Raw genomic sequence first — 25,046 nt, forward strand, 5'->3', positions numbered from 1 at the left:
CCCAGAATTTACTTATAGATCAATACGGTTCAAGTAAGCAGGGGAAGCAGGGGAGGAAAGAGGGTTATTTTCAGAATTATTCTCTTCCCCTACCTTCACCAAAAAATTTCTTAACCGAATCTTCTATGTAATCATACTTGCACGATGATGATTTAATCAGTAATCTCAGGTGGAATTAGCTGGCTTTCCCCCTCTATTTCACTCTCTAGAGGTGCGGAGAAATAATCACTCATCCGATTCAATATTGGTATTAAAGACAACAGCATCAAAGCAGAGTAGAGGTCGCCTCCCCAGCTATCATGTAGCCATTTAAAAGCTGCTTCTTGGCCTGTGCCATGAAAAAAGCTAAGTATGGTGTTACGGATGATATTAGCAATTACACTAATAAGAACAGCAGTCGATAAAAACCAAACAGTTGTGCGGCGAGAAGATAAATTATCTGTCCAATAAAGCAGCATTAAACAAACGTAGATAGTTGTGAATAACATCTTTAAACCCGCACAGTAGGGAGCTACTTCAACTATTCTGCCAGATACGTAAATATTGATACCATCAACAACTGCATCCATACCAAACTGATTGAGAATGAAACCAGCTGTACCTGCAATAAAGCTTTGCAAAGGAAAAGTATAAGGGGCTATGAGATAAGGCATAGCCGTTGGGGTGGCTAAAAATAGCAGAAGTAAGGGAAAGCCTTGTAATTTCAAGCCAGGAAAACCCTTGAACCACAAGCATAACCCTGCCAAGATTGCGGGTAAGGAGAGATTCACCCATTCGGTAACACCAGTCAAATAAAACACTGCTCCAATGACGAGTAAAGTTGCTCCCAAGGGATGGGTTTTATTGGGTAGACGTTGCCATTGTTTGCGGTTACCCCAACTCAGATAAGCAGCAAATGGGATGCCGATAATGCCATGACTGAAATATTCGTGTTCTGTGCTGATGGTTTTATACAGCCAACCGTTTAACCAATGTAGTAAAACAGGAGCATATAGCAGGGCCAAAAGACCTAAAATGCCTATGCCTAATAATTGATCCGTGTTTCGGGTTCTAATTTGTTGCTGAAGTGCCATAAGCGTAAGCAATTCAAATTTTAAGTGTTCAAAAATCAGAATATATAAGTTGATCAACTCTCTTTGAGGGAGTTCAAAATTACGAATGCCATTGGTAATTGGTAATTTTGAAAACACCAATTACTTATTACGATATAGGAATCCGATTTGATTATTGAACAAACGTAAGTATTTGTAGGGTGGGTAATGTCCACCACGCTACGTATGATTCACAAATCAGAGAGTAGCCCTATATAACTTTGTGGGTGTTTAAAAAAATGCAGTACTGAAACTTATGCTACTTTACTTTCCTGGGTAGTAGATGCTGGTTTTTCGGGAAAATCTTCTACTGCTTTGGCTATAGCTGCTACAACTTCTCTAATTTGGCTTTGGTTCAAACCAGGATACATCGGTAAGGATAATATTTGCCTGGCTAGTTTTTCTGATTGGGGAAAATCTCCGGGTTTATAACCTAAATCAGTAAATGCTGGCTGTAAATGACAAGGAATCGGGTAATGGATGCCGGTTTGAATCCCTACGGCTGTCAGTTGTTCTTGGATGTGCTGACGTTCGACTGGACAGGAATCATCAATTTTAATCACGTAAAGATGATAAACATGACCCGTGCCACTCTGGTTTTGCATGGGGATAATACCAGCAGATGCTAGTGGTGCTAATTCTAGATCGTATGTTTGGGCGATGGTGAGGCGATCGCTATTCCATTGCGATAAATGAGGCAGTTTTTCCAGCAATACGGCTGCTTGTAAGGTATCCAGACGGCTATTTGTACCCAGTTCGACGTGAACATACTTCTGGGATGAACCATAATTACGTATGCTGGCAACTTTTTTGGCTATATCTGCATCGCTGGTTAGTAATATTCCCCCATCACCCAATGCACCTAAATTCTTGCTGGGATAAAAGCTAAAAGCGGCGGCTGTCCCCACGGAACCAGCTTGATATCCTTCTCTATGGGCTAGGTGTGCTTGGGCTGCGTCTTCAAAGATTAACACCTTGTGCGTTTGGGCAAAATCTATTAACTTTTGGGGTGATACCATCTGTCCATACAGATGTACAGGAATAATCGCTTTAGTATTGGTGGTGACGGCTTTGGCTGCTGCTTCTAAGTCAATTAAGGCTGTTAGGGGGTCACAATCTACGAGAATGGGTTTAGCACCTACTTGGAGAACACCAATTAGTGTGGCGACAAAAGTATTAGCGGGTAAGATTACTTCATCACCAGGGCCTATATTACAGGCTTTTAAACCCAAGGCGATCGCATCAGTTCCCGAAGCTACACCCACCCCATAACCCACTCCTGAGGCGGCTGCAAAGGCAGATTCAAACTCGGAAACTGCTTTGCCTAATATAAAGTCTCCCTGTTGTAATACTTTCTGAATCGCTTGCTGTATCTGATTTTCGATTGGCTGGTGTTGTGACTGCAAATCGACAAAAGGAATTTTTATAGTCATTTTACTCATTGCTGATTAGCCTCAAGAATAAATACCAGTAATTTATCTAGTTCTAATATGATGTATTTATTACATAACAGCCAATGGAGAAAAACTATATCACTCCAAATTCATAAATATTTCATGAATTCTGCTTGTGTGTTAATCTTACGTTGCTTAGATACTGGTTCTTGGCGGTGCTAGTGATCGCCCGCCCACTACGAGAGATAAATGACCAACGGAAAAAACGGACAAAAGAAAAAAGTGCTTCGGGTTTGTTATGGGCTTCAAAAGCTGGAACCATAACTTTGCTGATTCTATTGGAACTATAAGCTTGCCGTTGCAGCAAAGTTATGGGTAAGGTTACAAAAAAGCCGCCACGAGGACGGCTTTCTTAATATATGGGCAGTACCAGACTCGAACTGATGACATCCTGCTTGTAAGGCAGGCGCTCTACCAACTGAGCTAACCGCCCGTTCATTTCACTAACAATCAATATAGCAAAATATTTTGAATCGCGCTAGTATTTTGAGGAAAATTTTTTTAAGTATTTTTGAGAACCTGTAAATGCCCTCTGGTCGGACGCACGATCGCATTACTTTATGGGCGTTGCCGTTGGTGGCTGGTCTGACTTTCTGGCAGACTCGCTCTGGCAATGTCACTTTGTTGGTGGCTGGTGGGTTTATGTTTGGTGGGTTGATGTTCGGCCCTGATTTAGATATTTACTCGCGTCAATATCAGCGTTGGGGTTTTTTGCGCTGGATTTGGCTACCTTATCAAAAAAGTCTCCGGCATCGTTCTTTTCTATCCCACGGGCCGCTAATTGGGACAACACTGCGGGTTGTCTATCTCAGCAGCTTGTTGGCTATCTTGACAGTTGTGATTTTAGCAGTTGCTGATAAGCTCTGGAATGTGACTGTGACATGGCAGGATGTAGAGGTGACAGTGGGGCGATCGCTCGTTAGTTACAGCATGGAATTCTTCGCTTTATTTTTGGGTCTGGAACTGGGGGCGATGAGTCATTCTCTCAGTGATTGGGGCGGTTCGGCTTACAAGCGTTTCCGCAAGCAGGGGGTTCGGGGAATATTTCCTAGTAGCAAAACTAAGAAACGTAAGGTGACGAGTCGTCGGTCTACTGGCGGGAGAAAAAATCAAAAACGGTAATACTGGGAAATGCACAGGTACAAGGAGTATGGAATCAAATCATTTGGCAGCTTTGCAAGAATTAATTGAGGTGGTGGCGAAGTTGCGATCGCCTGATGGGGGTTGTCCCTGGGATTTGGCACAAACACCCCAAACGCTGACACCTTATGTAATTGAGGAGGCTTACGAGGTTGTAGATGCCATTAAGAGTGGAGATCAGGAGGCGATCGCTGAGGAGTTGGGTGATTTATTATTACAGGTAGTTTTACAAGCCCAAATCGCTAGTGAGTACGGGCAATTTTCTCTGCAAGACGTTGCCCAAGGTATCACTCAAAAGTTAATCCGCCGCCACCCTCATGTATTTGGTGATGTGTCGGTCAATAGTGTAGATGAGGTGCGGCAGAACTGGGAACAAATCAAAGCGGCAGAAAAAGGCAAACCATCAGAAGAAAGTCAAAAGCTGAGTACAAAACTTAGTCGCTATGGACGTACCCTACCCCCACTCACAGCCGCGATGAAAATTTCCCAAAAAGCTGCGGCTGTGGGTTTTGAGTGGGAGAATATAGATGGTGTGTGGGCAAAATTCCATGAAGAGTTACAGGAATTTCAACAAGCTTTAGCTGAGGAAACACCGGAACGCCAACAAGCCGAATTAGGTGATTTACTATTTGCCGTAATTCAGTTAGCCCGTTGGCATAATCTTGACCCTAGCGAAGGATTGCAAGGAACAAATCAGCGATTCGTCCAACGGTTACAAAAAATGGAGGCGGTAGTTGATCGCCCCCTTTCTGATTACAGTTTGGATGAGTTAGAAACTCTTTGGCAACAGGCTAAAGCCCAACTTGCTAAGGAGTAGACTTCCATTTGATATTGCAACCAATACTCGGTTTTTGCTCACTGTTCACAGGTTCACCCGCCAATACCGCATCAATGGCAGCGCGTAAATCTTCACCTGTTACGGGTTTACCGTTGCTAGGACGGCTATCATCTAATTGTCCTCTGTAGGCCAGGTGGCGATCGCTATCAAATACAAAGAAATCAGGGGTACAAGCAGCAGTATAAGCCTTAGCTGTCTCCTGTGTTTCGTCATAACAAAAAGGAAATTGCCAACCTAATTCTATTGCCAATGCTTTGAGAGATTCAGGCGCATCATCTGGGTAATTTTTTGCATCGTTGGCACTGATGGCGACGATTCCTAAATCACTTGTGGAATAATCCTGGCCTATTCGTGTTAATTCATCTTGAATGTGCTTCACAAACGGACAATGCCGACAAATAAACATTACTAATAGGGCTTTTTTATCGGCAAATGTAGAGAGAGAAATTGTCTTGCCAGATACTACGTCTGGTAGATGAAAATCTGGCGCTTGTGTGCCAATAGGCACCATTGTCGAAGCAGTTAAAGCCATAGTTCACCCGGTATCTTGATTTTGACAACGGCTCTTGCTGTTTGTCACAGTCAAAATAACATGAAATATCTCATAAATTTAGAGGCGGAAAAATTCCCGCCTCTGTTTTTGTTAAGTTATTTTTTTACAAAAATTAAGATTTATCTATTGCAAGTTTGTCAAAAGACTTAAAATTCCTTTTCCTGTAAATACTTCTAATGCGATTAAGGAGATGAAACCAATCATTGCCAAACGACCGTTGAGTATTTCTGCATAAGGGGTGAACCCAGTGCGATCGCCTTGCTCATCTACATATACTTTTGGCTCAATCGCAAAGTTGTTCATCAAACCTTGGTCGTCAACGATGGCATTGTTTGTACGCATTTTATTTTCCCCAGCTTAATCTGTTGTTAAGAACTGTAACAGATATATTAACTATTGTAAAGTATCTGAGTCCATCTGAAGATATATCATGGTGAATCGAGTTCACAACCACGTCTAAAGAACACCTTTAGCTTTTAGACAATTTCAGTTACACATAAAACTCCCAGAAGCCAATGGATCGATTCCGAGTAGAAGTTATAGCTAAAACACCAAACCCCCAGCAGGTGATTTACGCCGCAATGCACCAAGACTATACTGATGGGTTCGTGTTTGATGAGCGCGACTCCTGGCCCTCGGAGTCCGAATGTGGCGACATTATTATTAAACGCCTGTTAGCTGGGGAAAGAGGACACTATGGCCCGTTAGAACATCCCCAGATTGTTTTCAACTGCGGCTATTTTCCCCACAGCGTTATGCAGCAGGCGCGTACACATAGGGTTTCAGTATCATTTGATGTACAATCTTTTAGGTATACGGGTAACCAGTTTATTGATGTAGTCGAAGGTAGAAAAGACATTGAAGATGTTTTTTACCTGCGTCCTGTTGGTTATTACACAGATAGACAGGGCAAAAAATATTACTATTCTCCAGAACAAAGAGCCGCAGATTTGCAGTGGTGTTTAGAAGCGGCTAAACGTTACAAAGCTGATTTTGAAGGGGGAATGTCTGAAGAACACGCACGGGGTAAAGTACCCTTTGATTATCGCCAGCATTTTGTCGTCAGCTTTAACCTGCGCTCATTTTTGCACTTTTGTGATTTACGCAATAAGAAAGATGCACAACTGGAAATTCAAAAGTTGTGTGAACTGATGTGGCCTCATTTTGCAGAGTGGTCTCCGGCGATCGCTCAATGGTATGAAAAATCACGTCTGGGTCGAGCCAGGCTATCACCATAATTCAGATCCCTTTCCACTCATAGGTGTAATTTTATCGACCCTCGGCTAGCCACCGAGGGTTTTTTTTAGGTGTAAGGGTGTAAGGGTGTAAGGGTTTCAAATATTTATACCCCTATACCCCTGTACCCTTGTACCCCTATACCCCCCACCCAAACATAAGTTGCTCTGATTGATCGCATCCATTATTTTTTGTCAAGTCCTATTGACCTTTTGTAACAATATTGTTAAATTAATTTACATAAAGTAACAAACCAAGAAAAAAACTATGTATACCACCGTTAACGAAGCAGGCATTTTAAATAACTACGCTACCGAACCCAAAATGTATTACGCTACCTACCCCAACCAAGAGCAACAACGCCAATATGCTTTACAGGGTGCGTTTGCTACATTGATGATCACAACTTTAGTTTTGGTTGCTTTGGGCATTAGCTAAGATTTTTAAATTTCAATATCGCCGTATCTCATTGTCATTCGTACTTCTTCTATAAACCTCGGTTAGTTTCGCCGGGGTTTTTTGTTGCGCGGAGCGTGAATGCGAATAGATCAATATGAGATCACTAATCTAAAGCCAAAAAACTAAAATGAGATGAGCAATCCCCGTGAAAAACTAAAATGAAATGAGTAATCCCCGTGTTTTGTGCCTCGGCGAAGTTCTATTCGATTGTTTAGCTGATCAATTAGGGCTAAAGCTGGAAGAGGTAAAGTCTTGGACTGCTTATCCAGGAGGAGCGCCAGCTAATGTGGCTTGTGCTTTAGTGAAGTTGGGAACTCCCGCCGGATTTATTGGTGCTGTTGGTGAGGATGAGCCAGGAAATGCGCTGGTTAAGCTATTACAAGAAGTAGGTGTAGATACAACGGGTGTACAACGTCATTCTACTGCCCCAACAAGACAAGTCTATGTGGTTAGGGATCTAGCAGGCGATCGCACTTTCGCTGGCTTCGGTCAGTATGATACTTCTGAATTTGCTGATACGCATTTGCAAGCCAAGCAATTACCAGAGTCCGTGTTTCAAGAAGCAGATTTCCTGATTTTGGGTACTTTGGAGTTAGCCTATCCCGACAGTGAAAAAGCTATTCACCGAGCTTTGGAACTAGCTGAACAGTATGACCTGAAGATTGTGCTGGATGTTAACTGGCGGCCGGTATTTTGGCATGATGAAAATATTGCTAGGCAAAAAATTCAGGAAATTTTCAGACGCGTTGATTTTCTCAAGCTTGCCAAAGAAGAAGCTGAATGGTTATTCGACACCTCAGATCCAGGCGCTATTACTTACCGTTTAGGCTCCATTGAGGGGGTATTAGTAACTGATGGCAAAAATGGCTGTGCTTATTGCTTAGGTGAGAATGAAGGTAAAATACCTGCTTTTGCAGTCTCTGTAGTAGATACCACGGGTGCAGGAGATAGCTTTCTGGCAGGGTTTATCCATCAACTGAGTCAACATGGCATTCACAACTTGAATGATGCAGAGACAGCAAAGCGCATTATTACTTATGCTAGTGCTGTAGGGGCGTTGACTACTACTAAAGCAGGTGCGATCGCTTCTCAACCCACTGCTATGGAAGTGGAAACTTTTCTAGCCTCTCATAAAAGTTAGCTAAAACAGCAATTCATCTCATTGCTTCTGCTGTCGGAGTAAGCGGTGAGATGAATTGATTGGGGTTAAAGCCCTGTTCCAATTCTTTGCTTGTGACTTGAAAGGGGGTATAGGGGTGTAGGGGTGTAGGGGGAAGATATCTTTTATTTATGATTGTGAAACTTATTTCATTGGGACTGCCTTCTCTACTGTCGCTTCTCGCTGTGATACCTCTACCTAAAGCATTATTTCCAAAATTTCCCAGTAAACCTGTCTGCTCAACACTTATTTTGCCTTAGCTCAATCAATGCCTGAGGTTTCCGTGACTAAAATCTATCTAAAATAGTTATAGTTGTAGCACTCAATTTGGCTGCTCTGTTATCTCTTGCCTAACTAGAGGAGAACCGAGAGTTTTGCCTACCAGGGTATTTCGGTTATTTGATTTCAAATCGAGTCACAGTATACATTACTGTGTTATCTTTCTTTTATCAAAAAAGGGCGAACGAGGGGACTTGAACCCCCGAATGGTGGAACCACAATCCACTGCCTTAACCACTTGGCTACGCCCGCCACACACATTCTTGATTATAGCACCTGTTTAGTAAATTTATCCAGAATTTTTTTTTGTGAGGAACGGACTTTGCTGATTGAGAGTCTTGGGAATGCAAATTGATTTAGCGAATTAAAGTTAGGAAATATGAAACCCCTGACCATTATGGCATCGGTAGGAGCCTTAGGATTAGCGGCTGTGTTGGGAGTAACAATGGCGAAAACCAACCCTAATCAGACTGAATATGAAGAGTATGCTGTGCAACGGTTGACAGGATACTTAAAGAATGATGTCTGCAATAAAACAACAAAGCTCTTAGAACGTTTAATTAATTACAACTGTGACAAATTGATAGATTCCGCTAACCCTCAACTCCGGCAACTCCTCTCAGCTACGACAGAAAGACAAGACTTTGCTCTGTTTAGCATTTACCGTACAGAATTAAAATTAAGTACTTGGATGCCGTCTTACAAGTTTGAAACGGTGGGAGCTTTTAATAATTTTTACACTTATACAGCAGAAGAACAGTGATAGGTAAATGAGAAAAATTAATGACTGTTGACTTTCTGTAACATAATAAAAATAGTTACAAAAAGTTTCACCATTGCCCATGACATCTGCTTATCTGCTTGTATCCCACGGCAGCCGAGATCCACGTCCAGAAATCGCTATGCAGCAAATAGCAGGACTGGTAGCTGAAAAATTACATCTTCCAGAAAAGTTGGTGGGAACAGGATATTTGGAGGTGGTTTCTGAACCTTTGCATGAGCAGATCAGAAATTTTGCTCAAATTACTGTAGCTTGTGGGTGTCATCATCTGAAAATTATACCTTTGTTTCTGCTTCCGGGTGTTCATGTGATGACGGACATTCCTAGTGAAGTAACACAGGCGCAACAGGCTGTAGGTAAAGATACGCTGATTGAATTACAGCCATACTTGGGCAGTCATCCGGGTTTACCAATATTTCTCCAAAAGCAAATCGCTACTATAAAGGCAGAAGCGTGGATTCTTTTATCTCATGGTAGCCGTCGCCCAGGTTCTCAAAAACCAGTGGAAACAATGGCGACATATATAGGCGGAGTGGCTGCTTACTGGTCTGTGGCTCCTAGTTTAGAGTCAAGAGTTCAAGAATTGATTGCTATCGGTTACAGAGAAATTGCAATTTTGCCATACTTTCTATTCTCCGGCGGCATAACTGATGCGATCGCTCAAGCGGTTGAAGCGCTAAAATTACAATTTCCTGGGGTAAGTTTATACTTGGCTGAACCTTTGGGAGTTAGTGGAGAATTAGCCGATTTAATTGGGGATTTGATTTACACATGAACCGCACAGACAATGAGGGGCAAAAGAGTTTGGGTAAGGTCTATTTAGTAGGTGCGGGGCCAGGTGATCCAGGACTGATGACGGTGAAAGGCAAAGGTATATTAGAATGTGCCGATGTGGTCATATATGATGCTTTAGTCAGTCCAGCGATTTTGTCAATGATTAATCCCCAAGCAGAGCAAATTAACGCTGGTAAGCGTATGGGGAGACATTCGTTGTTGCAGGACGAAACAACTCAACTACTAATTGAACAAGCCCAAAATCACGCCGTTGTTGTGCGCTTAAAAGGTGGCGACCCCTTTATTTTCGGTCGTGGTGGGGAAGAGATGGCTGATTTGATTGCGGCTGGGGTTCCGGTGGAGGTTGTACCAGGTATTACATCTGGAATTGCAGCGCCAGCGTATGCGGGGATTCCCTTAACTCATCGCTTGTATAGTTCATCTGTGACTTTTGTGACTGGGCATGAGTCGGCGGGTAAGTATAGACCGAAAGTAAATTGGCAAGCGATCGCCCACGGTTCGGAAACGATTGTCATTTATATGGGCATCCACAATCTACCTTATATTGTGGAACAGTTAAAGACGGCTGGTTTGAGTTTAGCAACACCGATTGCTTTAGTGCGTTGGGGTACACGTCCCGAACAAGAAGAATTAATTGGTGAGTTAGGGACAATTATAGAACTAGTGGAGAAAACCGGATTTGAAGCGCCAGCGATCGCAGTCATTGGCTCTGTGGTCAATATGCACAGTATTTTATCTGTAGCAGGTCGTGTTCATTGATTTGTCAATGTGTCTACATCTAATACCGTTTCTTGATGTAGCTTGCCTGGCGTAGCCATAGATGCACTTTATTCTGTACTGTAGAGACGTTGCATACAACATCTCTACATCATTTATTTGGTGCAACTTCATAGAGAATTGGTATAAGCAGGTAATTGCTAATAGTTGATATTAGGTAATGTGTTTAAAAATTACTTTTAGCAAATCACCTTGATTAAAAGGTTTAGTTAAGTGACCTGATGCTCTGACTATCTTGGCTCTCGCTCTATTGACTAGTCCAGCTTTTGCTGTCACCATAATTACAGGTGTGTTTTTGAAATATGAATGTTTGCGTAATAAAGAACATAACTCATAGCCGTCTAAATCAGGCATATCAACGTTGATTAAAATGATATCTGGCTTTGTACAGAGAATTTCCATTAATGCTTTTAGAGAATCTGTAACGCCAATTACTGCAAATATTTGATCATCTAAAAAGTTTTTAATCTTATTTAGCACAGTTGGATCATCATCAATACAAAAGATTGTATATATCTTCTTATCAGCCGACGTGGGCGATATCTGTGAATATCCGTGATTAATAGTATTAGGTTGAGATACATATCGCTTTGAATATTCTATAGATTTATTAGTATTTATTTGCGGTAAGCGTGGCTCAGGCTTAGGCTGAGTATGCGGAGGAGGCGTAAATTTAGTACTACGTTTGCTGTTAACTGGTATTTGGTTACTTTCTGTAGACGTAGATATCTCTTGACTAGATGCTTCTCTGCGGAATGCTTCAGGAACACGCCCGTGCTGTTGACACTGTTCGACTAATAACCGAACATTCAAATAGCAAAATTTAGGCAAATCATCTAAAAAACTTTCAGGAATAAATTCATAACTTCCTTCTTCCAGCATGAGAAATGATTCTACTACTTCTAATGCTAATTGTTCTATCAGGACGGCTGCTTGTGATGAACTAATATATTTCTGATTGACTAACCAACAAATAGCTAAATAATCAGGATTGGGTATAGCTTGATTTTCAATTCCTGTTTCAAATATTGCTCGTAACTGCTCGTTAATTTCTTTAGGTAGGGTGGCAATTTGTGGACTTAAGTTTCCTAAATGTCTATAAAGAGGTTCAAACATCCTCTCTGAATAGCAGGCATAAATGAGCTTACCTTCTTCTACGTATATAGACCAGGTGCCTGAAGTACTAAATACTTGTAAACAACCAGTGATTGTCTTCCCAGTGATTTTTTTTAATAAAGATAGGGGTTGTATTTTCTGAAAAAATCTGTATCTAGTAATCGGAAGTGTTTTCATGGCGATCGCTCTGTTATTAAATCAAGATTTAAAATAAAAATTAGTGAAAAGGCTTTTACTGTAGGCAAATATATTTCTGAGGATCTGTTTAGCTAAATTCGGCAATTTACAGTTAAGTCAACACAGTCAGTCTTTATTTTTTATTTTCATGGCAATATTTCCACTAAGCAGTTGCCCTAAAGATGTGCAACTCCCCTGAGTGGAATAGTTTCATGATGTCAAACAGAAAAATTGCTCAACCGATTACTAGAAAACATTCTTTCAAAAATCAGGTTGCTTTTCTGTATCTTTCATTAACTTGGCTAATCTAACAGTACCTTAAGTACTACACGTATAGTTATTGGCTCAAACCCATCAGTAGCAAAAGTATTATCTGTGTTTTTACTGTATAACGTAAAATTAAGGTATATCAGACTTAAATACGGTTACATCACAAAATACTAGTTTTTTTGCTTACTACGTAAGTATTGCTTTAGTAGTTACCCAAGTTTGAGATTTTAGAGATGTTGTTTGCCAGATTTTCTACTGCCATCACTTGCAAAATGTCAATAGCATATTTTCATTATAAAAATCCTATTTTTTCCAACGGTAGATACGCAAGTAATGGCTCACTAAAAGCTAGGTTACTCCAATTTATCTAGGCAAATAAAAATAATATATAAACTTTATGACTAATGCTTAAAGGAAATGTGAATGACGGTAAAATCAGAATGGTGTTTAAACACGTATTGACTCATTAGTTATCCTGAGGGTAAAAAACCGTACAGTAGAAACCAAATTTTTATAATTACTTAACATTGAATTGATTCATTTGTCCCCAATCCTGAATGTTGAACGAATTTTACCTAGAAGTTGAAGAAAACAGCGCACGCATCGACCGTTACCTCGCAGAAGAATTACCAGATTTATCCCGTTCTCGGATTCAGCAGTTAATTGAACAGGGGAAAGTCCAAGTTAATGGCGAAGTTTGCACATCTAAAAAGATTAACCTGAAAGTAGGCGATCGCATCACTTTAGAGGTTCCTGAAGCGCAACCCCTAGAACTACAAGCAGAAGATATTCCCCTAGATATTCTCTACGAAGATGACCAGTTACTCATTCTCAACAAACCGGCTGGTTTAGTCGTCCACCCTGCACCAGGACATTCTCATGGCACATTGGTAAATGCTTTGTTGGCACATTGTCCTCATCTTCCTGGTATTGGTGGTGTGCAGAGGCCGGGAATTGTCCATCGTTTAGATAAAGATACAACAGGGGCAATTGCGATCGCTAAAACCGACATCGCGTATAAACACATCCAAGCACAACTCCAAACCAAAACCGCACGACGAGAATATTTAGGTGTAGTTTACGGTGCGCCAAAAACTTCAAGTGGCAAAGTAGATTTACCCATCGGTCGCCATCCCCAAGACCGCAAGAAAATGGCTGTTGTCCCTGTAGAAGAAGGGGGAAGGTCAGCCATCACCCATTGGCAAATACAGGAACGCTTGGGAAACTTCACCCTAATTCATTTCCAACTCGAAACCGGACGCACTCACCAAATTCGAGTTCACAGCGCCAAAATAGGTCATCCTATCGTCGGCGACCCCGTTTATGGTTCCGGTCGTTCTGTTGGTGTAAATTTACCTGGTCAAGCACTCCACGCTTGGCGATTGAGATTGCAACATCCAATTACAGGAGATTCGGTTGAAGTTACGGCAACGCCTCCACAAAGTTTTACAACGCTCTTAGAAATTCTTAGACGCAGAGCAGCTATCTATTCTTAACAGACGCGATTAACCGCGTCTATAAATAATGATGCGCGTTTGCAAAGCATCCCGCAGGGAAGCGCGATAAAAAAATTTTCGATGTTTTGTTACTCAAATTCACAAAACATTACATATAGGTTTTTCTTGATAAATCAAATAATTGCTCCTAATAATGCGCGAATTGCTTATAGACAGCAGTTAACAGGCTATTAATAATTATGATGAATATTAGTCTTGAAAACTATTATCATTTTTAGCTACAAAATAAAAACCAAAGATTGTTATTTAAAACACAGACTTTTTTTGACAGAAAGCCTGCTTTAGCTTTTTTTATCAATTCCTACTGTCAGCATAAAAGCATATATAAGCTTGATTTGCTACCACAATATAAATTGTACTTGAGGGTTTATTAAGTAAAGTAAACAATATTATTTAATTGTTAAACAGGTTTTCATATAAAAGCATTACAAGCTTTATAAAATAATAATTTTTGGATAAGTCTGTATGGATTAATACTATCTTACAAAACTTAACAATAAATTTACTCAAGCCATATATAAAATACGAACTAAGGTTTTAAAAGCAATTAAAAACAGAAAACAAATTGCCGTTTTTTCTAATAAGAAATAGTACATATTTGCAGTTCTCCAAAATAATTAATGGGGGTGAATGCTGCTGAAAAATTTGTTTTCTAAGTAGCAATAATAATTGCTATCAACCTTATAACAAGCTGCAATGAACTTTAGGAGGAAAGAAAGATGCTTGATGCTTTTTCCAAAGTAGTTGAACAGGCAGATAGAAAAGGTAATTATCTCAGTGGAGATGAAATCAACGCATTATCGGCATTAGTTGCTGATAGTAATAAGCGGTTAGATATAGTTAACAGACTAACAAGTAATGCTTCCTCCATTGTGGCTAATGCTTATCGTGCTTTAGTTGCTGAGCGTCCACAAATATTTAATGCTGGTGGTGCTTGTTTCCACAACCGTAACCAAGCTGCTTGTATCCGTGATTTAGGATTTATTCTGCGTTACGTCACCTATTCTGTATTAGCAGGTGATGCTAGTGTCATGGACGATCGCTGCTTAAATGGTCTGCGGGAAACATATCAAGCTTTGGGTACTCCTGGCGATGCAGTAGCATCTGGAATCCAAAAAATGAAAGATGCTGCAATTGCAATTGCCAATGACTCTAAAGGCATTACTAAAGGGGATTGTAGTCAGTTAATTGCTGAATTAGCCAGCTATTTTGATCGCGCTGCTTCTGCGGTTGTTTAATTAGATTTTTTTCCAAAACTTTTTTCAAACTGACTGTTAGTAATTAATCACAGATCAAGGAGATTAGGAGAAGTATGAAAACACCTTTGACCGAAGCGATTTCTGCTGCTGATGTTCGTGGTTCTTACCTCAGCAACACTGAAATGCAAGCAGTTTTTGGTCGTTTTAACCGCGCTCGTGCTGGTTTAGCAGCTGCTCAAGCATTCTCTAACAATGGCAAAAAATGGGCAGAAGCAGCAGCAAATCATGTTTATCAAAAATTCCCTTACACCACTCAAATGAGTGGGCCTCAATACGCTTCTACTCCAGAAGGTAAATCCAAATGTGTTCGTGATATTGACCACTATCTTCGTACTATTAGCTATTGCTGCGTAGTTGGTGGTACTGGCCCCTTAGATGAATATGTAGTATCTGGTTTAAGCGAACTCAACAGCGCCCTTGGTTTATCTCCTAGCTGGTATGTAGCTGCACTAGAATTTGTCCGCGATAATCACGGTTTAAATGGTGATGTTGCAGGTGAAGCTAACATCTACCTGAACTATGCAATTAACGCTTTAAGTTAAGACAAAGCTTGTGGGTCTTGGGAAATAGGTAATTGCTCAATTTAAGTGAGTTACTTTGTAACTGCTTTGAACATAATTGCAGCATTTCCTAATTCCCAAGACCCAAATTTATAATCAAAAAAATTGAGGAAGGAGCGTTTGTCAAAATGAGTAGTTCAGTCGCAGAAAGGCTGGCAATTAGAGATGCCATCGGTAATAAAGTTGAACTGCGCCAAAATTGGAGCGAAGATGATTTACAACAAGTATTCCGGGCTGCTTATGAACAAATTTTTGGGCGGCAAGGAATATATGCTAGCCAAAAATTTACGAGTGCGGAAGCTTTGTTAAGAAATGGCAAAATCAGTGTGCGGCAATTTGTGGAGATTTTAGCCAAATCTGAATTTTACAAAGAATGCTTTTTTTATAAAAACTCTCAAGTGCGTTTGATCGAATTAAACTATAAGCATTTACTGGGACGCGCACCGTACGATCAATCAGAGATTGCTGATCATGTAGACATTTATGCTGCTCGTGGCTACGATGCTGACATTGATGCTTACATTTACAGTTCAGAATACGAAAATGCTTTTGGTAATTCTATTGTTCCTTATTACCGAGGATTTCAATCAATTCCTGGGATGAAAACAGTAGGATTTAATCGCATATGTGAGCTTTATCGTGGTAGGGGTAATAGCGATAATGCACAAATAGGACGGAAAAATTCTCGTTTACGAACAAAAGTTTCCCTGAATTTGCCTAATGGAATTTTGCCACCAACTTCCGCCGGGACAAATTTCGTTTCCGCAGCACCAACGTTAATCAGTTCTGCGACAAAGGGTGATAATCGGATGTTTGTGATTGAAGCGATCGCTGGTGGATTGAATACAAATGTAGCAGTCCGTCGCAGCCGCCAGGTTTACACCGTTTCCTATGAAAGACTTTCTGCTACTTACCAAGAAATTCATCAGCGTGGTGGAAAGATAGTCAAGATTTCCCAAGTGTAGAAATGGTTGCTAGATACCCGACTCCCTCAAGTCGGGTATCTGAGTAAATTTTAAATTTCGGAGCGAAGTGATGTGACTGCTGAACCAATTCTTTCTCCAGAAACAGCGATCGCTGCTTTATCTGATGAGGATAACCAAATTCGTTATTATGCTGCTTGGTGGCTGGGTAAACATAACGTACAGGCTGGTTGTGCGGCGCTATGTGCAGCCTTATTTGATGAACGCTATCGCATACCACTAGGAGGGTATCCTCTGCGTCGTCAGGCTGCACGGGCTTTAGGAATGTTGAAAAATCCCCAAGCTGTACCAGCGTTAATTGCAGCATTAGAATGTGATGAGGATTTACGTCTCAGGGAAGCAGTAATTTGCTCTTTAGCGGCGATCGGTGACAAACGAGCTGTGATTCCTTTGCTCAATCTTTTGCAATCAACTCAAGCACAACCTTATGAAGCTTTAATCGAGGCTTTAGCTACTCTACAAGTTTGGTCAGCCCGTCCACAAATTGAACCTTTTCTGAAGCATTATTCTGAGCGTGTGCAATGTGCAGCTGCTCGATATTTGTATCTGCTAACCCAAGAATCTGAATACATTGAACGTATTGTCAAAAATCTCAATCACGACAATATGTATTTACGTTGGGCGGCGGTATTTGACTTGGGTGCAGTTGCTCATCAACAGGCAGTACAGGCAATCTTAGCAGCTCAGGTTCCTAATAGCTTAAAGCTCTTAAATTTAAAGCGTATTCTTGAAGCTATGTTGAACAACAATAGTGTTAATCAGGAAAAAGCATCTGTATTATTTGGAGCAATTGATGATTTATTAATTCAACTTTAAAACTAATAACTGAATATTAAGGATTGGGGATTGGTCTGTTCTTACATCTCCAGTCCATTTTGTGCTGCATTGTTTTATCCACAAAGAAATTTATGAATCAAGCCTCATTTAGCGTACAAATCAATAGCAATGGAACCCCGGAAGAAGCGATGCCTACGGTAAGCTACGCTAATCCTACTATTCACTCTACGGCTGCCGATGCAACACGAGATGCCGCCGCTATTACCACCTTAATCGCAGCATTACATCATCACCATCCTGCTGTTAGAAGTGCGGCTGTAGATGAATTAATCAAATTGGGAAGCATCACAGTGAATTTGTTAATTGCTGCTTATGATGATTCTCAAGATCAAGGTTTTCAAGCCCAAATCATTCAAGTTTTAGCTCAAATTGGTGATGCAAAGGCGCTAAACTTATTAGCCGAGGTGGTGGGGACAAGTCTAGCTAATCACTGTCAAGGTAATGTCCGCCGCATTGCTGCAAGAGGGTTAGGCAAAATCGCCAGCACCACCAGCAATACAGAAATTATCAACTACGCCCAAGAAAAGTTAATTTGGGCATTACTTACGCCTGAAGATTGGGGTCTACGTTATGCTGCTGCGGTCTCTTTACAAGAAATTGCCACGCCAAAAGCTAAAGCTGCTTTACAACAAGCGATCGCCCAAGAAACTGATCCCGTTGTTCGCACACGTATGGTGATCGCTTTGAGTGAGGAAGCAAGGGAGAGGAACTGAGAGATTTCCCCAATCCTTAGATCCCTGAAAATGTTGCGAAAGATTAATTTTACGTTTATTCACAAAAACCATCCTGTGGAAAAAAATGGCGTAAAACAGCAATAGATTGTTATCACTAGGTTTTTGCAACTCTTAAAAAATAATTAAGACACCAATATTTTGCCTAAAATCACTGATTTATGAAGTTGTGTTACGAAAGAATAGCCTTTTTCTCAGTTCCAGCCCTTGTATGTAAAGCATTTGAGGGGGTTCTTATTCATGCAACTTATTTATTCACAATTTGTAACAAAATAAGGATCTATAGCATTGTATAAACATAAGCTGGAGGGGTTAAACGACAGACAAAAGTTAAACGAGGCAATCGATTCACAAAGTTTGCCAGCTTCTCATAAAATCACCCCAGTTTCTCATTTTTCTCATTCATGGAAGTGGCAAGAAATTTTGAGACTACCTGAGAAGCCGTTTGATCCCTGGTCTGTTGACAACCGTTTCCAAGAAATAAAACATAGCCAGTTTTAATTCAGACATCTCTCAAACCAGAATTAGGAGATTAAAGTCCATGACATTAGACGTATTTACCAAGGTGGTTTCTCAAGCTGACTCCAGAGGCGAGTTCCTGAGCAACGAACAACTAGACGCATTGGCAAACGTTGTTAAAGAAGGCAACAAGCGCTTGGATGTTGTTAACCGCATCACCAGCAACGCTTCTGCGATCGTTACCAACGCTGCTCGTGCGTTGTTTGAAGAACAACCCCAGTTGATTGCTCCTGGTGGTAACGCTTACACCAACCGTCGCATGGCTGCTTGTCTACGCGACATGGAAATCATCTTGCGTTACGTCACCTACGCTATCCTCGCTGGCGACGCTAGTGTTCTAGACGATCGCTGCTTGAACGGCTTGCGCGAAACATACCAAGCTTTGGGAACTCCTGGTTCTTCCGTAGCTGTTGGCGTTCAAAAAATGAAAGATGCTGCTGTTGGCATCGCTAACGACCCCAACGGTATCACCAAAGGTGATTGCAGCCAATTGATCTCTGAAGTTGCTAGCTACTTTGATCGCGCTGCTGCTGCTGTTGGTTAATTTTAACTGAACAAGTCCAGCACCTACTGAAACCTAATTATTTTAGGTAACAGGTAAAAACTACGAAATTACTAAGGAGAATTTTACATCATGGTTAAAACCCCCATTACCGAAGCAATCGCAGCTGCTGATACCCAAGGTCGTTTCTTAGGTAACACCGAATTACAATCAGCTCGTGGTCGTTATGAGCGCGCTGCTGCTAGCTTAGAAGCTGCTCGCGGTTTGACTTCCAACGCTCAGCGCTTGATCGATGGTGCAACCCAAGCTGTTTACCAAAAATTCCCCTACACCACCCAAACCCCTGGCCCTCAGTTCGCTGCTGACAGCCGTGGTAAATCCAAGTGCGCTCGTGACGTTGGTCACTACCTACGCATCATCACCTATAGCTTAGTTGCTGGTGGTACTGGCCCCTTGGATGAATACCTAATTGCTGGTTTGGCTGAAATCAACAGCACCTTTGACCTATCTCCTAGCTGGTATGTTGAAGCTCTGAAGCACATCAAAGCTAATCATGGTTTGAGCGGTCAAGCTGCTAACGAAGCTAACACCTACATCGACTACGCTATCAACGCTCTCAGCTAGATAGCTTCCTGCCCGGAAAGGGGTGCAAGTGCTGGATGTAGTCATCACCTAGCAGTTGAATCTCGTTCCGGGCATAGTTTTATCTAGGAATAGCTGTCGGTAGTTATAATCGGCAAAAACAATAGGGGAAACTTAAAATGGCAATTACAGCAGCAGCATCTAGGCTGGGAACAGAGCCTTTTAGCGACGCACCTAAAGTAGAATTACGCCCCAAAGCTAGCAGAGAAGAAGTAGAGTTAGTAATTCGCGCCGTCTATCGGCACGTTTTGGGCAATGATTACATACTGGCATCAGAGCGCCTTGTAAGTGCAGAGTCTCTATTGAGAGATGGCAATCTGACAGTACGTGAATTTGTGCGTAGCGTTGCTAAATCAGAACTCTACAAAAAGAAATTTTTCTACAACAGCTTCCAAACTCGGCTAATCGAACTTAACTACAAACACCTGTTAGGTCGCGCGCCTTATGATGAGTCAGAAGTTGTTTACCACTTGGACTTGTACCAAAACAAAGGTTACGATGCCGAAATAGACTCCTACATAGATTCATGGGAGTATCAAAGCAATTTCGGTGATAACGTCGTTCCTTACTACCGTGGTTTCGAGACTCAAGTAGGACAGAAAACCGCAGGTTTTAACCGGATATTCCGTTTATACCGTGGTTACGCCAACAGCGATCGCGCTCAAGTAGAAGGGACAAAATCTCGATTAGCGCGGGAGTTAGCTAGCAACAAAGCTTCTACAATTGTTGGGCCATCTGGAACTAATGATAGTTGGGGTTTCCGGGCTTCAGCAGATGTCGCTCCCAAGAAAAACTTGGGTAATGCCGTTGGAGAAGGCGATCGCGTATATCGACTAGAAGTTACCGGAATCCGTAGTCCTGGCTACCCCAGTGTACGACGGAGTAGCACGGTATTCATAGTACCTTACGAGCGACTCTCTGACAAGATCCAGCAAGTTCACAAGCAAGGTGGCAAAATCGTTAGCGTCACCTCTGCGTAAAATAAGTTGATTTTGTCAGTAGTCAGTGTTAAACGGTTAACTATCAACGGTTAACTGTCAACTAAGATTACAACAATAGGAGATAGAGAAGTAATGTTCGGTCAAACCACACTTGGGTCTGCTGGTAGCGTTTCTTCCTCTGCTAGCCGGATATTTCGTTACGAAGTCGTAGGCTTGCGGCAAAACTCAGAAACCGACAAAAACAAATACAACATTCGTAATAGTGGCAGCGTATTTATTACAGTGCCATATAGCCGACTGAATGAAGAATACCAAAGGATTACTCGCTTGGGTGGCAAAATCGTCAAGATTGAGCAATTGACTTCCGCAGAGGCATAACAGCGCCCTGGTAATGATAGAACCCAGTGTGGAAGAATTTCCCGCAGACAACGGGCCACAGCTAACACCAGAACTAGCCATAGCTAATCTGCAATCATCAGACTTAAGTCTCCGCTATTATGCTGCTTGGTGGTTAGGTAAGTATCGGGTGAAGGAAGGTGCTGCTGTTGATGGTTTAATTGCAGCCTTAGAGGATGAAGCCGATAGAACTGAACTTGGTGGTTATCCTTTGCGGCGCAATGCAGCCAGGGCATTAGGGAAATTGGGCGATCGTAAAGCCGTACCAAGCTTAATTAACTGCTTGGATTGTCCTGACTTTTACGTGCGTGAAGCAGCAGCCCAATCTCTGGAAATGCTCAAAGATAAAGCAGCAGCACCAGCACTCATCAAATTACTGGATGGGGGAGTCGCACAGGCCGTGCAAGTAACAGGGCGACCTCATCTAGTCCAACCCTACGAAGCAGTATTAGAAGCCTTAGGAGCTATTGGTGCTACTGATGCCATTCCTCTGATTCAGCCATTTCTAAAGCATCCAGTCTCACGAGTGCAGTGCGCCGCCGCTAGAGCAATGTATCAACTGACGCAAGAACCAGTATATGGAGAGCTGCTGGTAAAAGTGTTAGAAGGTAATGACCTCAACCTGCGACGAGTTGCTTTGGGAGATTTGGGTGCAATTGGATACTTGGCAGCAGCAGAAGCGATCGCCAACGCCAAAGCCGAAAACAGCTTCAAACTCATAGCCCTCAAAGGATTGCTAGAACATCAGATGTCAGCAGAGTCAAACGCCCTCTCAATATCTGATCAAGCTATCCGGGTCATGAAGCTCATGGATTCATTGTTGTAGTCAATAGTCCGTAGTCCATAGTCCGTAGTCCATAGTAGTTGACTATTGACCATTGACTATTGACTGTTGACTATTAACTATTAAACGTTGACTAATGACTGATGAACTAATTAATGGCGTTGCTCTGGCAGATACGCCAGAGAAACTGGTAAAAGCAGTACAGGAATTGGCACTAGCCAAAGATGTAGCTGCAATTCCCACTTTAATAGCTGTATTTGGTTATAACAACCCAACAGCAGCAGCAATCGCCTCTACTGCCTTGGTGCAGATGGGAGAAGTAGCAGTCCCCCATTTACTCACTCAAATAGATGACTATAACTATGGCGCACGGGCTTATTCGATTCGCACACTCGCGGCGATCGCTGATCCCCGTGCTTTAGATGTATTAATCGACGCTGCTGCTACAGACTTTGCTCCTAGTGTCCGCCGGGCTGCGGCTAAAGGATTAGGGAACTTACATTGGCACAAGCTAGATTTTCCCGACAACCAAACAGCACCCCAAAAAGCTTTGGAAACACTGCTGTTTATTTCTCAAGATGCAGAATGGTCGATTCGCTATGCAGCGATCGTCGGTCTGCAAGGTTTAGTAAACATACCCGATTTACAACAGCCCATCCATACTAGACTCAAAGAAATGCTGGTAACTGATACCGAAAAGGCAGTCCGCGCCCGCATTCTATTGGCTCAAAGTCAATAGTTAAATTGAGTTTCATAAGAAAAGGTGAAAGTAAAAATGTCAATACCTCTGCTGGAATATGCACCTTCTTCACAAAACCAACGTGTAGAAGGTTACGAAGTACCAAACGAAGATACCCCAACTATTTATCGGTTAGCTGCGGCGATCGATGATGCCGATGTTGATGCCATTATTTGGGCAGCATATCGGCAAATTTTCAGCGAACACCTGATTATTAAAAGCAATCGTCAATCCTTCTTAGAATCTCAACTACGGAACCGGGCAATCAACGTCCGTGATTTTATCCGGGGATTGGGCAAATCAGAAGTTTACCGCACCCAGGTAGCAGAACTCAACTCCAACTACCGTTTAGTTGACATCACCTTAAAGCGATTTTTGGGACGTGCAGCTTATAACCAAGATGAAGAAATCGCTTGGTCAATTGTCATTGGCACTCAGGGTTTACATGGTTTTATTGATGCTCTGTTAGACAGCGACGAGTATAGAGAAAACTTCGGTGATGACATCGTACCCTACCAACGCCGTCGGTTTAAAGACAGACCCTTTAACCTAGTTAACCCCCGGTATAACGCATATTGGCGCGATCGCCAAACCCTCACCGCCCTGGGAGGACGTTCCTTCTACAGCGCCCGTACTTCTGGCACTTTAACAAAAGACGATATTCGTCGCGCCATCCCCGCCAACTTCATGGCATTGGCAGGTAAAATCCTCACCCCAGAACGGAACTACCAGCGCACCATCGCTTCCGTCACCTCCCAAATTAAAGATATAAAAATTCCTGACACCAGCCGCGAAGTAACAACCCCCGAAGTTACCGTTAAACCAGTGGCCGTAGCTTTGCCATATCGTTATATTCCTGGTAACAAGACCACTTGAAGCGATAACTGTACAGACGCGATTCATCACATTTCTAACAATTGTACAGACGCGATTCATCGCGTCTCCAACAACTGACAACTAACCAAACTATGTCAATTCCATTACTTGAATACAAACCCAGTTCTCAAAACCAGCGTGTTCCTGGTTTTGAAGTTCCTAACGAAGATACCCCCAGAATCTACCGCATCGAAGATGCCGCCTACGATAGCGAACTCAAAGAAATCATTTGGGCTACTTATCGGCAAGTATTTAGCGAACACGTCATTTTGAAATTTTTCCGCCAAGGCAACCTAGAATCGCAACTGAAGAATCGGGCAATCAGCGTCCGCGACTTCGTTCGGGGTCTAGCAAAATCAGAGGCTTTCAAGACTTTAGTCATCAAGAGTAACTCTAACTACCGCCTTGTAGAATTGGCACTGAAACGCCTTTTGGGTCGTGCGCCTTATAATAAGGATGAAGAAATTGCATGGTCAATCAAGATAGCAACCAATGGTTGGGATGGCTTTGTTGATGCGCTGCTAGATTCGGAAGAATATCAGAGCAACTTCGGTGAGAACATAGTCCCCTACCAACGGCGACGCTACAAAGATAGACCCTTCAATCTAGTCACCCCACGCTACGGCAACTACTGGCGCGATAAGTTGGAAAGTGAGCGCTACATAGAAGGTGATATTAAGAATTTCTTGGAATTAGCTAAATCCATAGAAATTAAGACCGTCACCTTTACACCAGTCAGCACTGCCAATATTAACATTCCCGATACAACTCGGAACACCACACCAACAGGGATTCCCATCTCCGTAAATCCTAGCGCCAATTTCCCCGTGCGGTAAGTTGCCGACCTACTTCTTTAAAACCGGAGATTTTCACAATGGCATTACCTTTATTGGAATACAAACCCACAACTCAAAATCAACGAGTTCAGAGTTTTGGGACGGCGGATGTCAATGAGGACACCCCTTATATCTACCGTCTAGAAGATGCCAACTCTCCCAGTGAAATTGAAGAACTGATTTGGGCTGCCTATCGCCAAGTCTTTAACGAACAAGAGATTCTCAAGTTCAACAGACAAATCGGCTTAGAAACCCAACTCAAAAATCGGTCAATCACAGTTAAGGATTTTATTCGGGGTTTAGCCAAGTCAGAGCGCTTTTATCAGCTAGTTGTTACACCCAACAACAACTATCGGCTGGTGGAAATGAGTCTCAAGCGGCTATTGGGACGCTCTCCCTATAACGAAGAAGAAAAAATTGCTTGGTCAATTCAAATTGCCAGCAAAGGTTGGGGAGGATTTGTTGATGCACTAATTGATAGTACAGAGTATGAACAAGCCTTCGGTGATAATGCCGTACCCTACCAACGCAAACGGTTGACTACAGACCGACCATTCAGCTTTACACCCCGTTATGGTGCAGATTACCGCGATCGCGCTGGTATTGTTAGACCAGGACGTATGAGTAACTGGAATAACAGCGCCAACCAAAATTATGATGGAATGGCAATATTAGGCGTATTGCTAGCCATCAGTACCGGACTGACTTTTCTATTCGTCCTAAATTGGTTGGGAATCAGTTCTAGCTTCTGAACCTAATGCGGGAAAATAAGTAAAGCATGAAGGAGGATTTTGAGAAA

The 25,046-nt window shown here is 42.1% G+C and carries 28 protein-coding genes and 2 tRNA genes; 23 read left to right on the plus strand and 7 right to left on the minus strand.

Annotated elements, in window-relative coordinates; genetic code table 11:
* Positions 1-152: 152 nt before the first annotated feature.
* The 3 genes from crtB to ACM5QX_RS13000 all read right to left on the minus strand — a co-directional run bounded on the left by crtB (position 153) and on the right by ACM5QX_RS13000 (position 2,978).
* Positions 153-1,073 carry a cyanoexosortase B gene (gene crtB / locus ACM5QX_RS12990; protein WP_414753868.1) on the minus strand — a complete coding sequence of 307 codons (921 nt, stop codon included), beginning with the start codon at positions 1,071-1,073 and terminating at the stop codon, positions 153-155.
* A gap of 272 nt (positions 1,074-1,345) precedes the next feature.
* Positions 1,346-2,533: a DegT/DnrJ/EryC1/StrS family aminotransferase gene (locus ACM5QX_RS12995; RefSeq protein ID WP_414753869.1), complete on the minus strand. Its 1,188-nt coding sequence runs from the start codon at positions 2,531-2,533 to the stop codon at positions 1,346-1,348.
* A gap of 372 nt (positions 2,534-2,905) precedes the next feature.
* Positions 2,906-2,978 (minus strand) — tRNA-Val (locus ACM5QX_RS13000).
* Between the two features lie 92 nt (positions 2,979-3,070).
* On the opposite strand from ACM5QX_RS13000, the gene ACM5QX_RS13005 reads away from it, so the two are divergent.
* On the plus strand, positions 3,071-3,667 hold the full coding sequence (locus tag ACM5QX_RS13005; protein ID WP_414753870.1) for a metal-binding protein: 597 nt from the start codon (positions 3,071-3,073) through the stop codon (positions 3,665-3,667).
* Positions 3,668-3,695: 28 nt separating this feature from the next.
* A complete protein-coding gene (mazG, locus tag ACM5QX_RS13010) occupies positions 3,696-4,502 on the plus strand; it encodes a nucleoside triphosphate pyrophosphohydrolase (RefSeq protein WP_414753871.1) in 807 nt (268 codons plus the stop codon).
* Here the strand turns inward: mazG and ACM5QX_RS13015 are convergent.
* Both ACM5QX_RS13015 and ACM5QX_RS13020 read right to left on the minus strand, forming a co-directional pair.
* Entirely contained in the window at positions 4,492-5,055 is a 564-nt protein-coding gene (locus ACM5QX_RS13015) for a thioredoxin family protein (protein ID WP_414753872.1), read from the minus strand. The genes mazG and ACM5QX_RS13015 overlap by 11 nt on opposite strands.
* A 144-nt stretch (positions 5,056-5,199) precedes the next feature.
* The gene (locus ACM5QX_RS13020; protein ID WP_414753873.1) at positions 5,200-5,418 is read right to left on the minus strand and encodes a chlorophyll a/b-binding protein; all 219 of its coding nucleotides are present in this window, start codon (positions 5,416-5,418) and stop codon (positions 5,200-5,202) included.
* Between the two features lie 173 nt (positions 5,419-5,591).
* Between ACM5QX_RS13020 and thyX the strand changes: the two genes are divergently transcribed.
* From thyX to ACM5QX_RS13035, 3 genes are all read left to right on the plus strand, one after another.
* Complete coding sequence (gene thyX / locus ACM5QX_RS13025; protein ID WP_011319665.1) at positions 5,592-6,314, plus strand: FAD-dependent thymidylate synthase; 723 nt, start codon at positions 5,592-5,594, stop codon at positions 6,312-6,314.
* Between the two features lie 265 nt (positions 6,315-6,579).
* On the plus strand, positions 6,580-6,750 hold the full coding sequence (gene psb34, locus ACM5QX_RS13030) for a photosystem II assembly protein Psb34 (RefSeq protein WP_414753874.1): 171 nt from the start codon (positions 6,580-6,582) through the stop codon (positions 6,748-6,750).
* A gap of 184 nt (positions 6,751-6,934) precedes the next feature.
* Positions 6,935-7,912, plus strand: coding sequence for a carbohydrate kinase family protein (locus ACM5QX_RS13035; RefSeq protein WP_414753875.1), 978 nt, complete (start codon positions 6,935-6,937; stop codon positions 7,910-7,912).
* A gap of 476 nt (positions 7,913-8,388) precedes the next feature.
* Here ACM5QX_RS13035 and ACM5QX_RS13040 read toward each other — a convergent pair.
* Positions 8,389-8,461 (minus strand) — tRNA-His (locus ACM5QX_RS13040).
* Between the two features lie 127 nt (positions 8,462-8,588).
* Between ACM5QX_RS13040 and ACM5QX_RS13045 the strand changes: the two genes are divergently transcribed.
* From ACM5QX_RS13045 to cobA, 3 genes are all read left to right on the plus strand, one after another.
* Positions 8,589-8,972: a DUF4359 domain-containing protein gene (locus tag ACM5QX_RS13045; RefSeq protein ID WP_414753876.1), complete on the plus strand. Its 384-nt coding sequence runs from the start codon at positions 8,589-8,591 to the stop codon at positions 8,970-8,972.
* 79 nt (positions 8,973-9,051) lie between these two features.
* Entirely contained in the window at positions 9,052-9,765 is a 714-nt protein-coding gene (locus tag ACM5QX_RS13050) for a sirohydrochlorin chelatase (RefSeq protein ID WP_414753877.1), read from the plus strand.
* Positions 9,762-10,544 (plus strand): uroporphyrinogen-III C-methyltransferase, encoded by a 783-nt coding sequence (gene cobA / locus ACM5QX_RS13055; protein WP_414753878.1) that lies wholly within the window; start codon positions 9,762-9,764, stop codon positions 10,542-10,544. The genes ACM5QX_RS13050 and cobA overlap by 4 nt, the downstream gene beginning before the upstream one ends.
* Before the next feature lie 171 nt (positions 10,545-10,715).
* On the opposite strand, the gene ACM5QX_RS13060 is transcribed toward cobA, so the two are convergent.
* Positions 10,716-11,855, minus strand: coding sequence for a response regulator (locus tag ACM5QX_RS13060; RefSeq protein WP_414753879.1), 1,140 nt, complete (start codon positions 11,853-11,855; stop codon positions 10,716-10,718).
* Between the two features lie 827 nt (positions 11,856-12,682).
* Here ACM5QX_RS13060 and ACM5QX_RS13065 point away from each other — a divergent pair.
* From ACM5QX_RS13065 to ACM5QX_RS13135, 15 genes are all read left to right on the plus strand, one after another.
* Positions 12,683-13,621, plus strand: a complete 939-nt coding sequence (locus ACM5QX_RS13065) for an RluA family pseudouridine synthase (RefSeq protein ID WP_414753880.1) — start codon at positions 12,683-12,685, stop codon at positions 13,619-13,621.
* Positions 13,622-14,361: 740 nt separating this feature from the next.
* Positions 14,362-14,880 (plus strand): phycocyanin subunit beta, encoded by a 519-nt coding sequence (locus ACM5QX_RS13070; protein ID WP_190566267.1) that lies wholly within the window; start codon positions 14,362-14,364, stop codon positions 14,878-14,880.
* A 74-nt stretch (positions 14,881-14,954) separates the two neighbouring features.
* Complete coding sequence (locus tag ACM5QX_RS13075) at positions 14,955-15,443, plus strand: phycoerythrocyanin alpha chain (protein WP_010994700.1); 489 nt, start codon at positions 14,955-14,957, stop codon at positions 15,441-15,443.
* 146 nt (positions 15,444-15,589) lie between these two features.
* Complete coding sequence (locus ACM5QX_RS13080) at positions 15,590-16,426, plus strand: phycobilisome rod-core linker polypeptide (protein WP_414753881.1); 837 nt, start codon at positions 15,590-15,592, stop codon at positions 16,424-16,426.
* A 72-nt stretch (positions 16,427-16,498) separates the two neighbouring features.
* Complete coding sequence (locus tag ACM5QX_RS13085; RefSeq protein ID WP_414753882.1) at positions 16,499-17,260, plus strand: HEAT repeat domain-containing protein; 762 nt, start codon at positions 16,499-16,501, stop codon at positions 17,258-17,260.
* 92 nt (positions 17,261-17,352) lie between these two features.
* Positions 17,353-17,994, plus strand: a complete 642-nt coding sequence (locus tag ACM5QX_RS13090) for a HEAT repeat domain-containing protein (RefSeq protein WP_414753883.1) — start codon at positions 17,353-17,355, stop codon at positions 17,992-17,994.
* Between the two features lie 559 nt (positions 17,995-18,553).
* Positions 18,554-19,075 carry a phycocyanin subunit beta gene (locus tag ACM5QX_RS13095; RefSeq protein ID WP_010994704.1) on the plus strand — a complete coding sequence of 174 codons (522 nt, stop codon included), beginning with the start codon at positions 18,554-18,556 and terminating at the stop codon, positions 19,073-19,075.
* A gap of 90 nt (positions 19,076-19,165) precedes the next feature.
* On the plus strand, positions 19,166-19,657 hold the full coding sequence (cpcA, locus tag ACM5QX_RS13100) for a phycocyanin subunit alpha (protein ID WP_010994705.1): 492 nt from the start codon (positions 19,166-19,168) through the stop codon (positions 19,655-19,657).
* A gap of 137 nt (positions 19,658-19,794) precedes the next feature.
* The gene (locus ACM5QX_RS13105) at positions 19,795-20,655 is read left to right on the plus strand and encodes a phycobilisome rod-core linker polypeptide (protein ID WP_414753884.1); all 861 of its coding nucleotides are present in this window, start codon (positions 19,795-19,797) and stop codon (positions 20,653-20,655) included.
* A gap of 93 nt (positions 20,656-20,748) precedes the next feature.
* Entirely contained in the window at positions 20,749-20,994 is a 246-nt protein-coding gene (locus tag ACM5QX_RS13110) for a phycobilisome linker polypeptide (protein ID WP_414753886.1), read from the plus strand.
* 13 nt (positions 20,995-21,007) lie between these two features.
* Positions 21,008-21,838 carry a HEAT repeat domain-containing protein gene (locus tag ACM5QX_RS13115; protein ID WP_414753887.1) on the plus strand — a complete coding sequence of 277 codons (831 nt, stop codon included), beginning with the start codon at positions 21,008-21,010 and terminating at the stop codon, positions 21,836-21,838.
* Between the two features lie 94 nt (positions 21,839-21,932).
* Positions 21,933-22,535: a HEAT repeat domain-containing protein gene (locus ACM5QX_RS13120; RefSeq protein WP_414753889.1), complete on the plus strand. Its 603-nt coding sequence runs from the start codon at positions 21,933-21,935 to the stop codon at positions 22,533-22,535.
* Between the two features lie 36 nt (positions 22,536-22,571).
* Entirely contained in the window at positions 22,572-23,411 is an 840-nt protein-coding gene (locus ACM5QX_RS13125) for a phycobilisome rod-core linker polypeptide (RefSeq protein WP_414753890.1), read from the plus strand.
* 92 nt (positions 23,412-23,503) lie between these two features.
* Positions 23,504-24,247 (plus strand): phycobilisome rod-core linker polypeptide, encoded by a 744-nt coding sequence (locus ACM5QX_RS13130; protein WP_414753891.1) that lies wholly within the window; start codon positions 23,504-23,506, stop codon positions 24,245-24,247.
* A gap of 38 nt (positions 24,248-24,285) precedes the next feature.
* Positions 24,286-24,999, plus strand: coding sequence for a phycobilisome rod-core linker polypeptide (locus ACM5QX_RS13135; RefSeq protein WP_011319683.1), 714 nt, complete (start codon positions 24,286-24,288; stop codon positions 24,997-24,999).
* Positions 25,000-25,046: the final 47 nt, after the last annotated feature.

The sequence above is a fragment of the Anabaena sp. CCY 9910 genome, assembly GCF_963920875.1.
Classification (GTDB): Bacteria; Cyanobacteriota; Cyanobacteriia; order Cyanobacteriales; family Nostocaceae; genus Trichormus; species Trichormus variabilis.

What these genes read in the sequence shown, in the direction of transcription:
- crtB (WP_414753868.1), bottom strand. Translation starts at nt 1,073, where the DNA reads ATGGCACTTCAGCAACAAATTAGAACCCGAAACACGGATCAATTATTA.
- ACM5QX_RS12995 (WP_414753869.1), bottom strand. Translation starts at nt 2,533, where the DNA reads ATGAGTAAAATGACTATAAAAATTCCTTTTGTCGATTTGCAGTCACAA.
- ACM5QX_RS13005 (WP_414753870.1), top strand. Translation starts at nt 3,071, where the DNA reads ATGCCCTCTGGTCGGACGCACGATCGCATTACTTTATGGGCGTTGCCG.
- mazG (WP_414753871.1), top strand. Translation starts at nt 3,696, where the DNA reads ATGGAATCAAATCATTTGGCAGCTTTGCAAGAATTAATTGAGGTGGTG.
- ACM5QX_RS13015 (WP_414753872.1), bottom strand. Translation starts at nt 5,055, where the DNA reads ATGGCTTTAACTGCTTCGACAATGGTGCCTATTGGCACACAAGCGCCA.
- ACM5QX_RS13020 (WP_414753873.1), bottom strand. Translation starts at nt 5,418, where the DNA reads ATGCGTACAAACAATGCCATCGTTGACGACCAAGGTTTGATGAACAAC.
- thyX (WP_011319665.1), top strand. Translation starts at nt 5,592, where the DNA reads ATGGATCGATTCCGAGTAGAAGTTATAGCTAAAACACCAAACCCCCAG.
- psb34 (WP_414753874.1), top strand. Translation starts at nt 6,580, where the DNA reads ATGTATACCACCGTTAACGAAGCAGGCATTTTAAATAACTACGCTACC.
- ACM5QX_RS13035 (WP_414753875.1), top strand. Translation starts at nt 6,935, where the DNA reads ATGAGTAATCCCCGTGTTTTGTGCCTCGGCGAAGTTCTATTCGATTGT.
- ACM5QX_RS13045 (WP_414753876.1), top strand. Translation starts at nt 8,589, where the DNA reads ATGAAACCCCTGACCATTATGGCATCGGTAGGAGCCTTAGGATTAGCG.
- ACM5QX_RS13050 (WP_414753877.1), top strand. Translation starts at nt 9,052, where the DNA reads ATGACATCTGCTTATCTGCTTGTATCCCACGGCAGCCGAGATCCACGT.
- cobA (WP_414753878.1), top strand. Translation starts at nt 9,762, where the DNA reads ATGAACCGCACAGACAATGAGGGGCAAAAGAGTTTGGGTAAGGTCTAT.
- ACM5QX_RS13060 (WP_414753879.1), bottom strand. Translation starts at nt 11,855, where the DNA reads ATGAAAACACTTCCGATTACTAGATACAGATTTTTTCAGAAAATACAA.
- ACM5QX_RS13065 (WP_414753880.1), top strand. Translation starts at nt 12,683, where the DNA reads ATGTTGAACGAATTTTACCTAGAAGTTGAAGAAAACAGCGCACGCATC.
- ACM5QX_RS13070 (WP_190566267.1), top strand. Translation starts at nt 14,362, where the DNA reads ATGCTTGATGCTTTTTCCAAAGTAGTTGAACAGGCAGATAGAAAAGGT.
- ACM5QX_RS13075 (WP_010994700.1), top strand. Translation starts at nt 14,955, where the DNA reads ATGAAAACACCTTTGACCGAAGCGATTTCTGCTGCTGATGTTCGTGGT.
- ACM5QX_RS13080 (WP_414753881.1), top strand. Translation starts at nt 15,590, where the DNA reads ATGAGTAGTTCAGTCGCAGAAAGGCTGGCAATTAGAGATGCCATCGGT.
- ACM5QX_RS13090 (WP_414753883.1), top strand. Translation starts at nt 17,353, where the DNA reads ATGAATCAAGCCTCATTTAGCGTACAAATCAATAGCAATGGAACCCCG.
- ACM5QX_RS13095 (WP_010994704.1), top strand. Translation starts at nt 18,554, where the DNA reads ATGACATTAGACGTATTTACCAAGGTGGTTTCTCAAGCTGACTCCAGA.
- cpcA (WP_010994705.1), top strand. Translation starts at nt 19,166, where the DNA reads ATGGTTAAAACCCCCATTACCGAAGCAATCGCAGCTGCTGATACCCAA.
- ACM5QX_RS13105 (WP_414753884.1), top strand. Translation starts at nt 19,795, where the DNA reads ATGGCAATTACAGCAGCAGCATCTAGGCTGGGAACAGAGCCTTTTAGC.
- ACM5QX_RS13110 (WP_414753886.1), top strand. Translation starts at nt 20,749, where the DNA reads ATGTTCGGTCAAACCACACTTGGGTCTGCTGGTAGCGTTTCTTCCTCT.
- ACM5QX_RS13115 (WP_414753887.1), top strand. Translation starts at nt 21,008, where the DNA reads ATGATAGAACCCAGTGTGGAAGAATTTCCCGCAGACAACGGGCCACAG.
- ACM5QX_RS13120 (WP_414753889.1), top strand. Translation starts at nt 21,933, where the DNA reads ATGACTGATGAACTAATTAATGGCGTTGCTCTGGCAGATACGCCAGAG.
- ACM5QX_RS13125 (WP_414753890.1), top strand. Translation starts at nt 22,572, where the DNA reads ATGTCAATACCTCTGCTGGAATATGCACCTTCTTCACAAAACCAACGT.
- ACM5QX_RS13130 (WP_414753891.1), top strand. Translation starts at nt 23,504, where the DNA reads ATGTCAATTCCATTACTTGAATACAAACCCAGTTCTCAAAACCAGCGT.
- ACM5QX_RS13135 (WP_011319683.1), top strand. Translation starts at nt 24,286, where the DNA reads ATGGCATTACCTTTATTGGAATACAAACCCACAACTCAAAATCAACGA.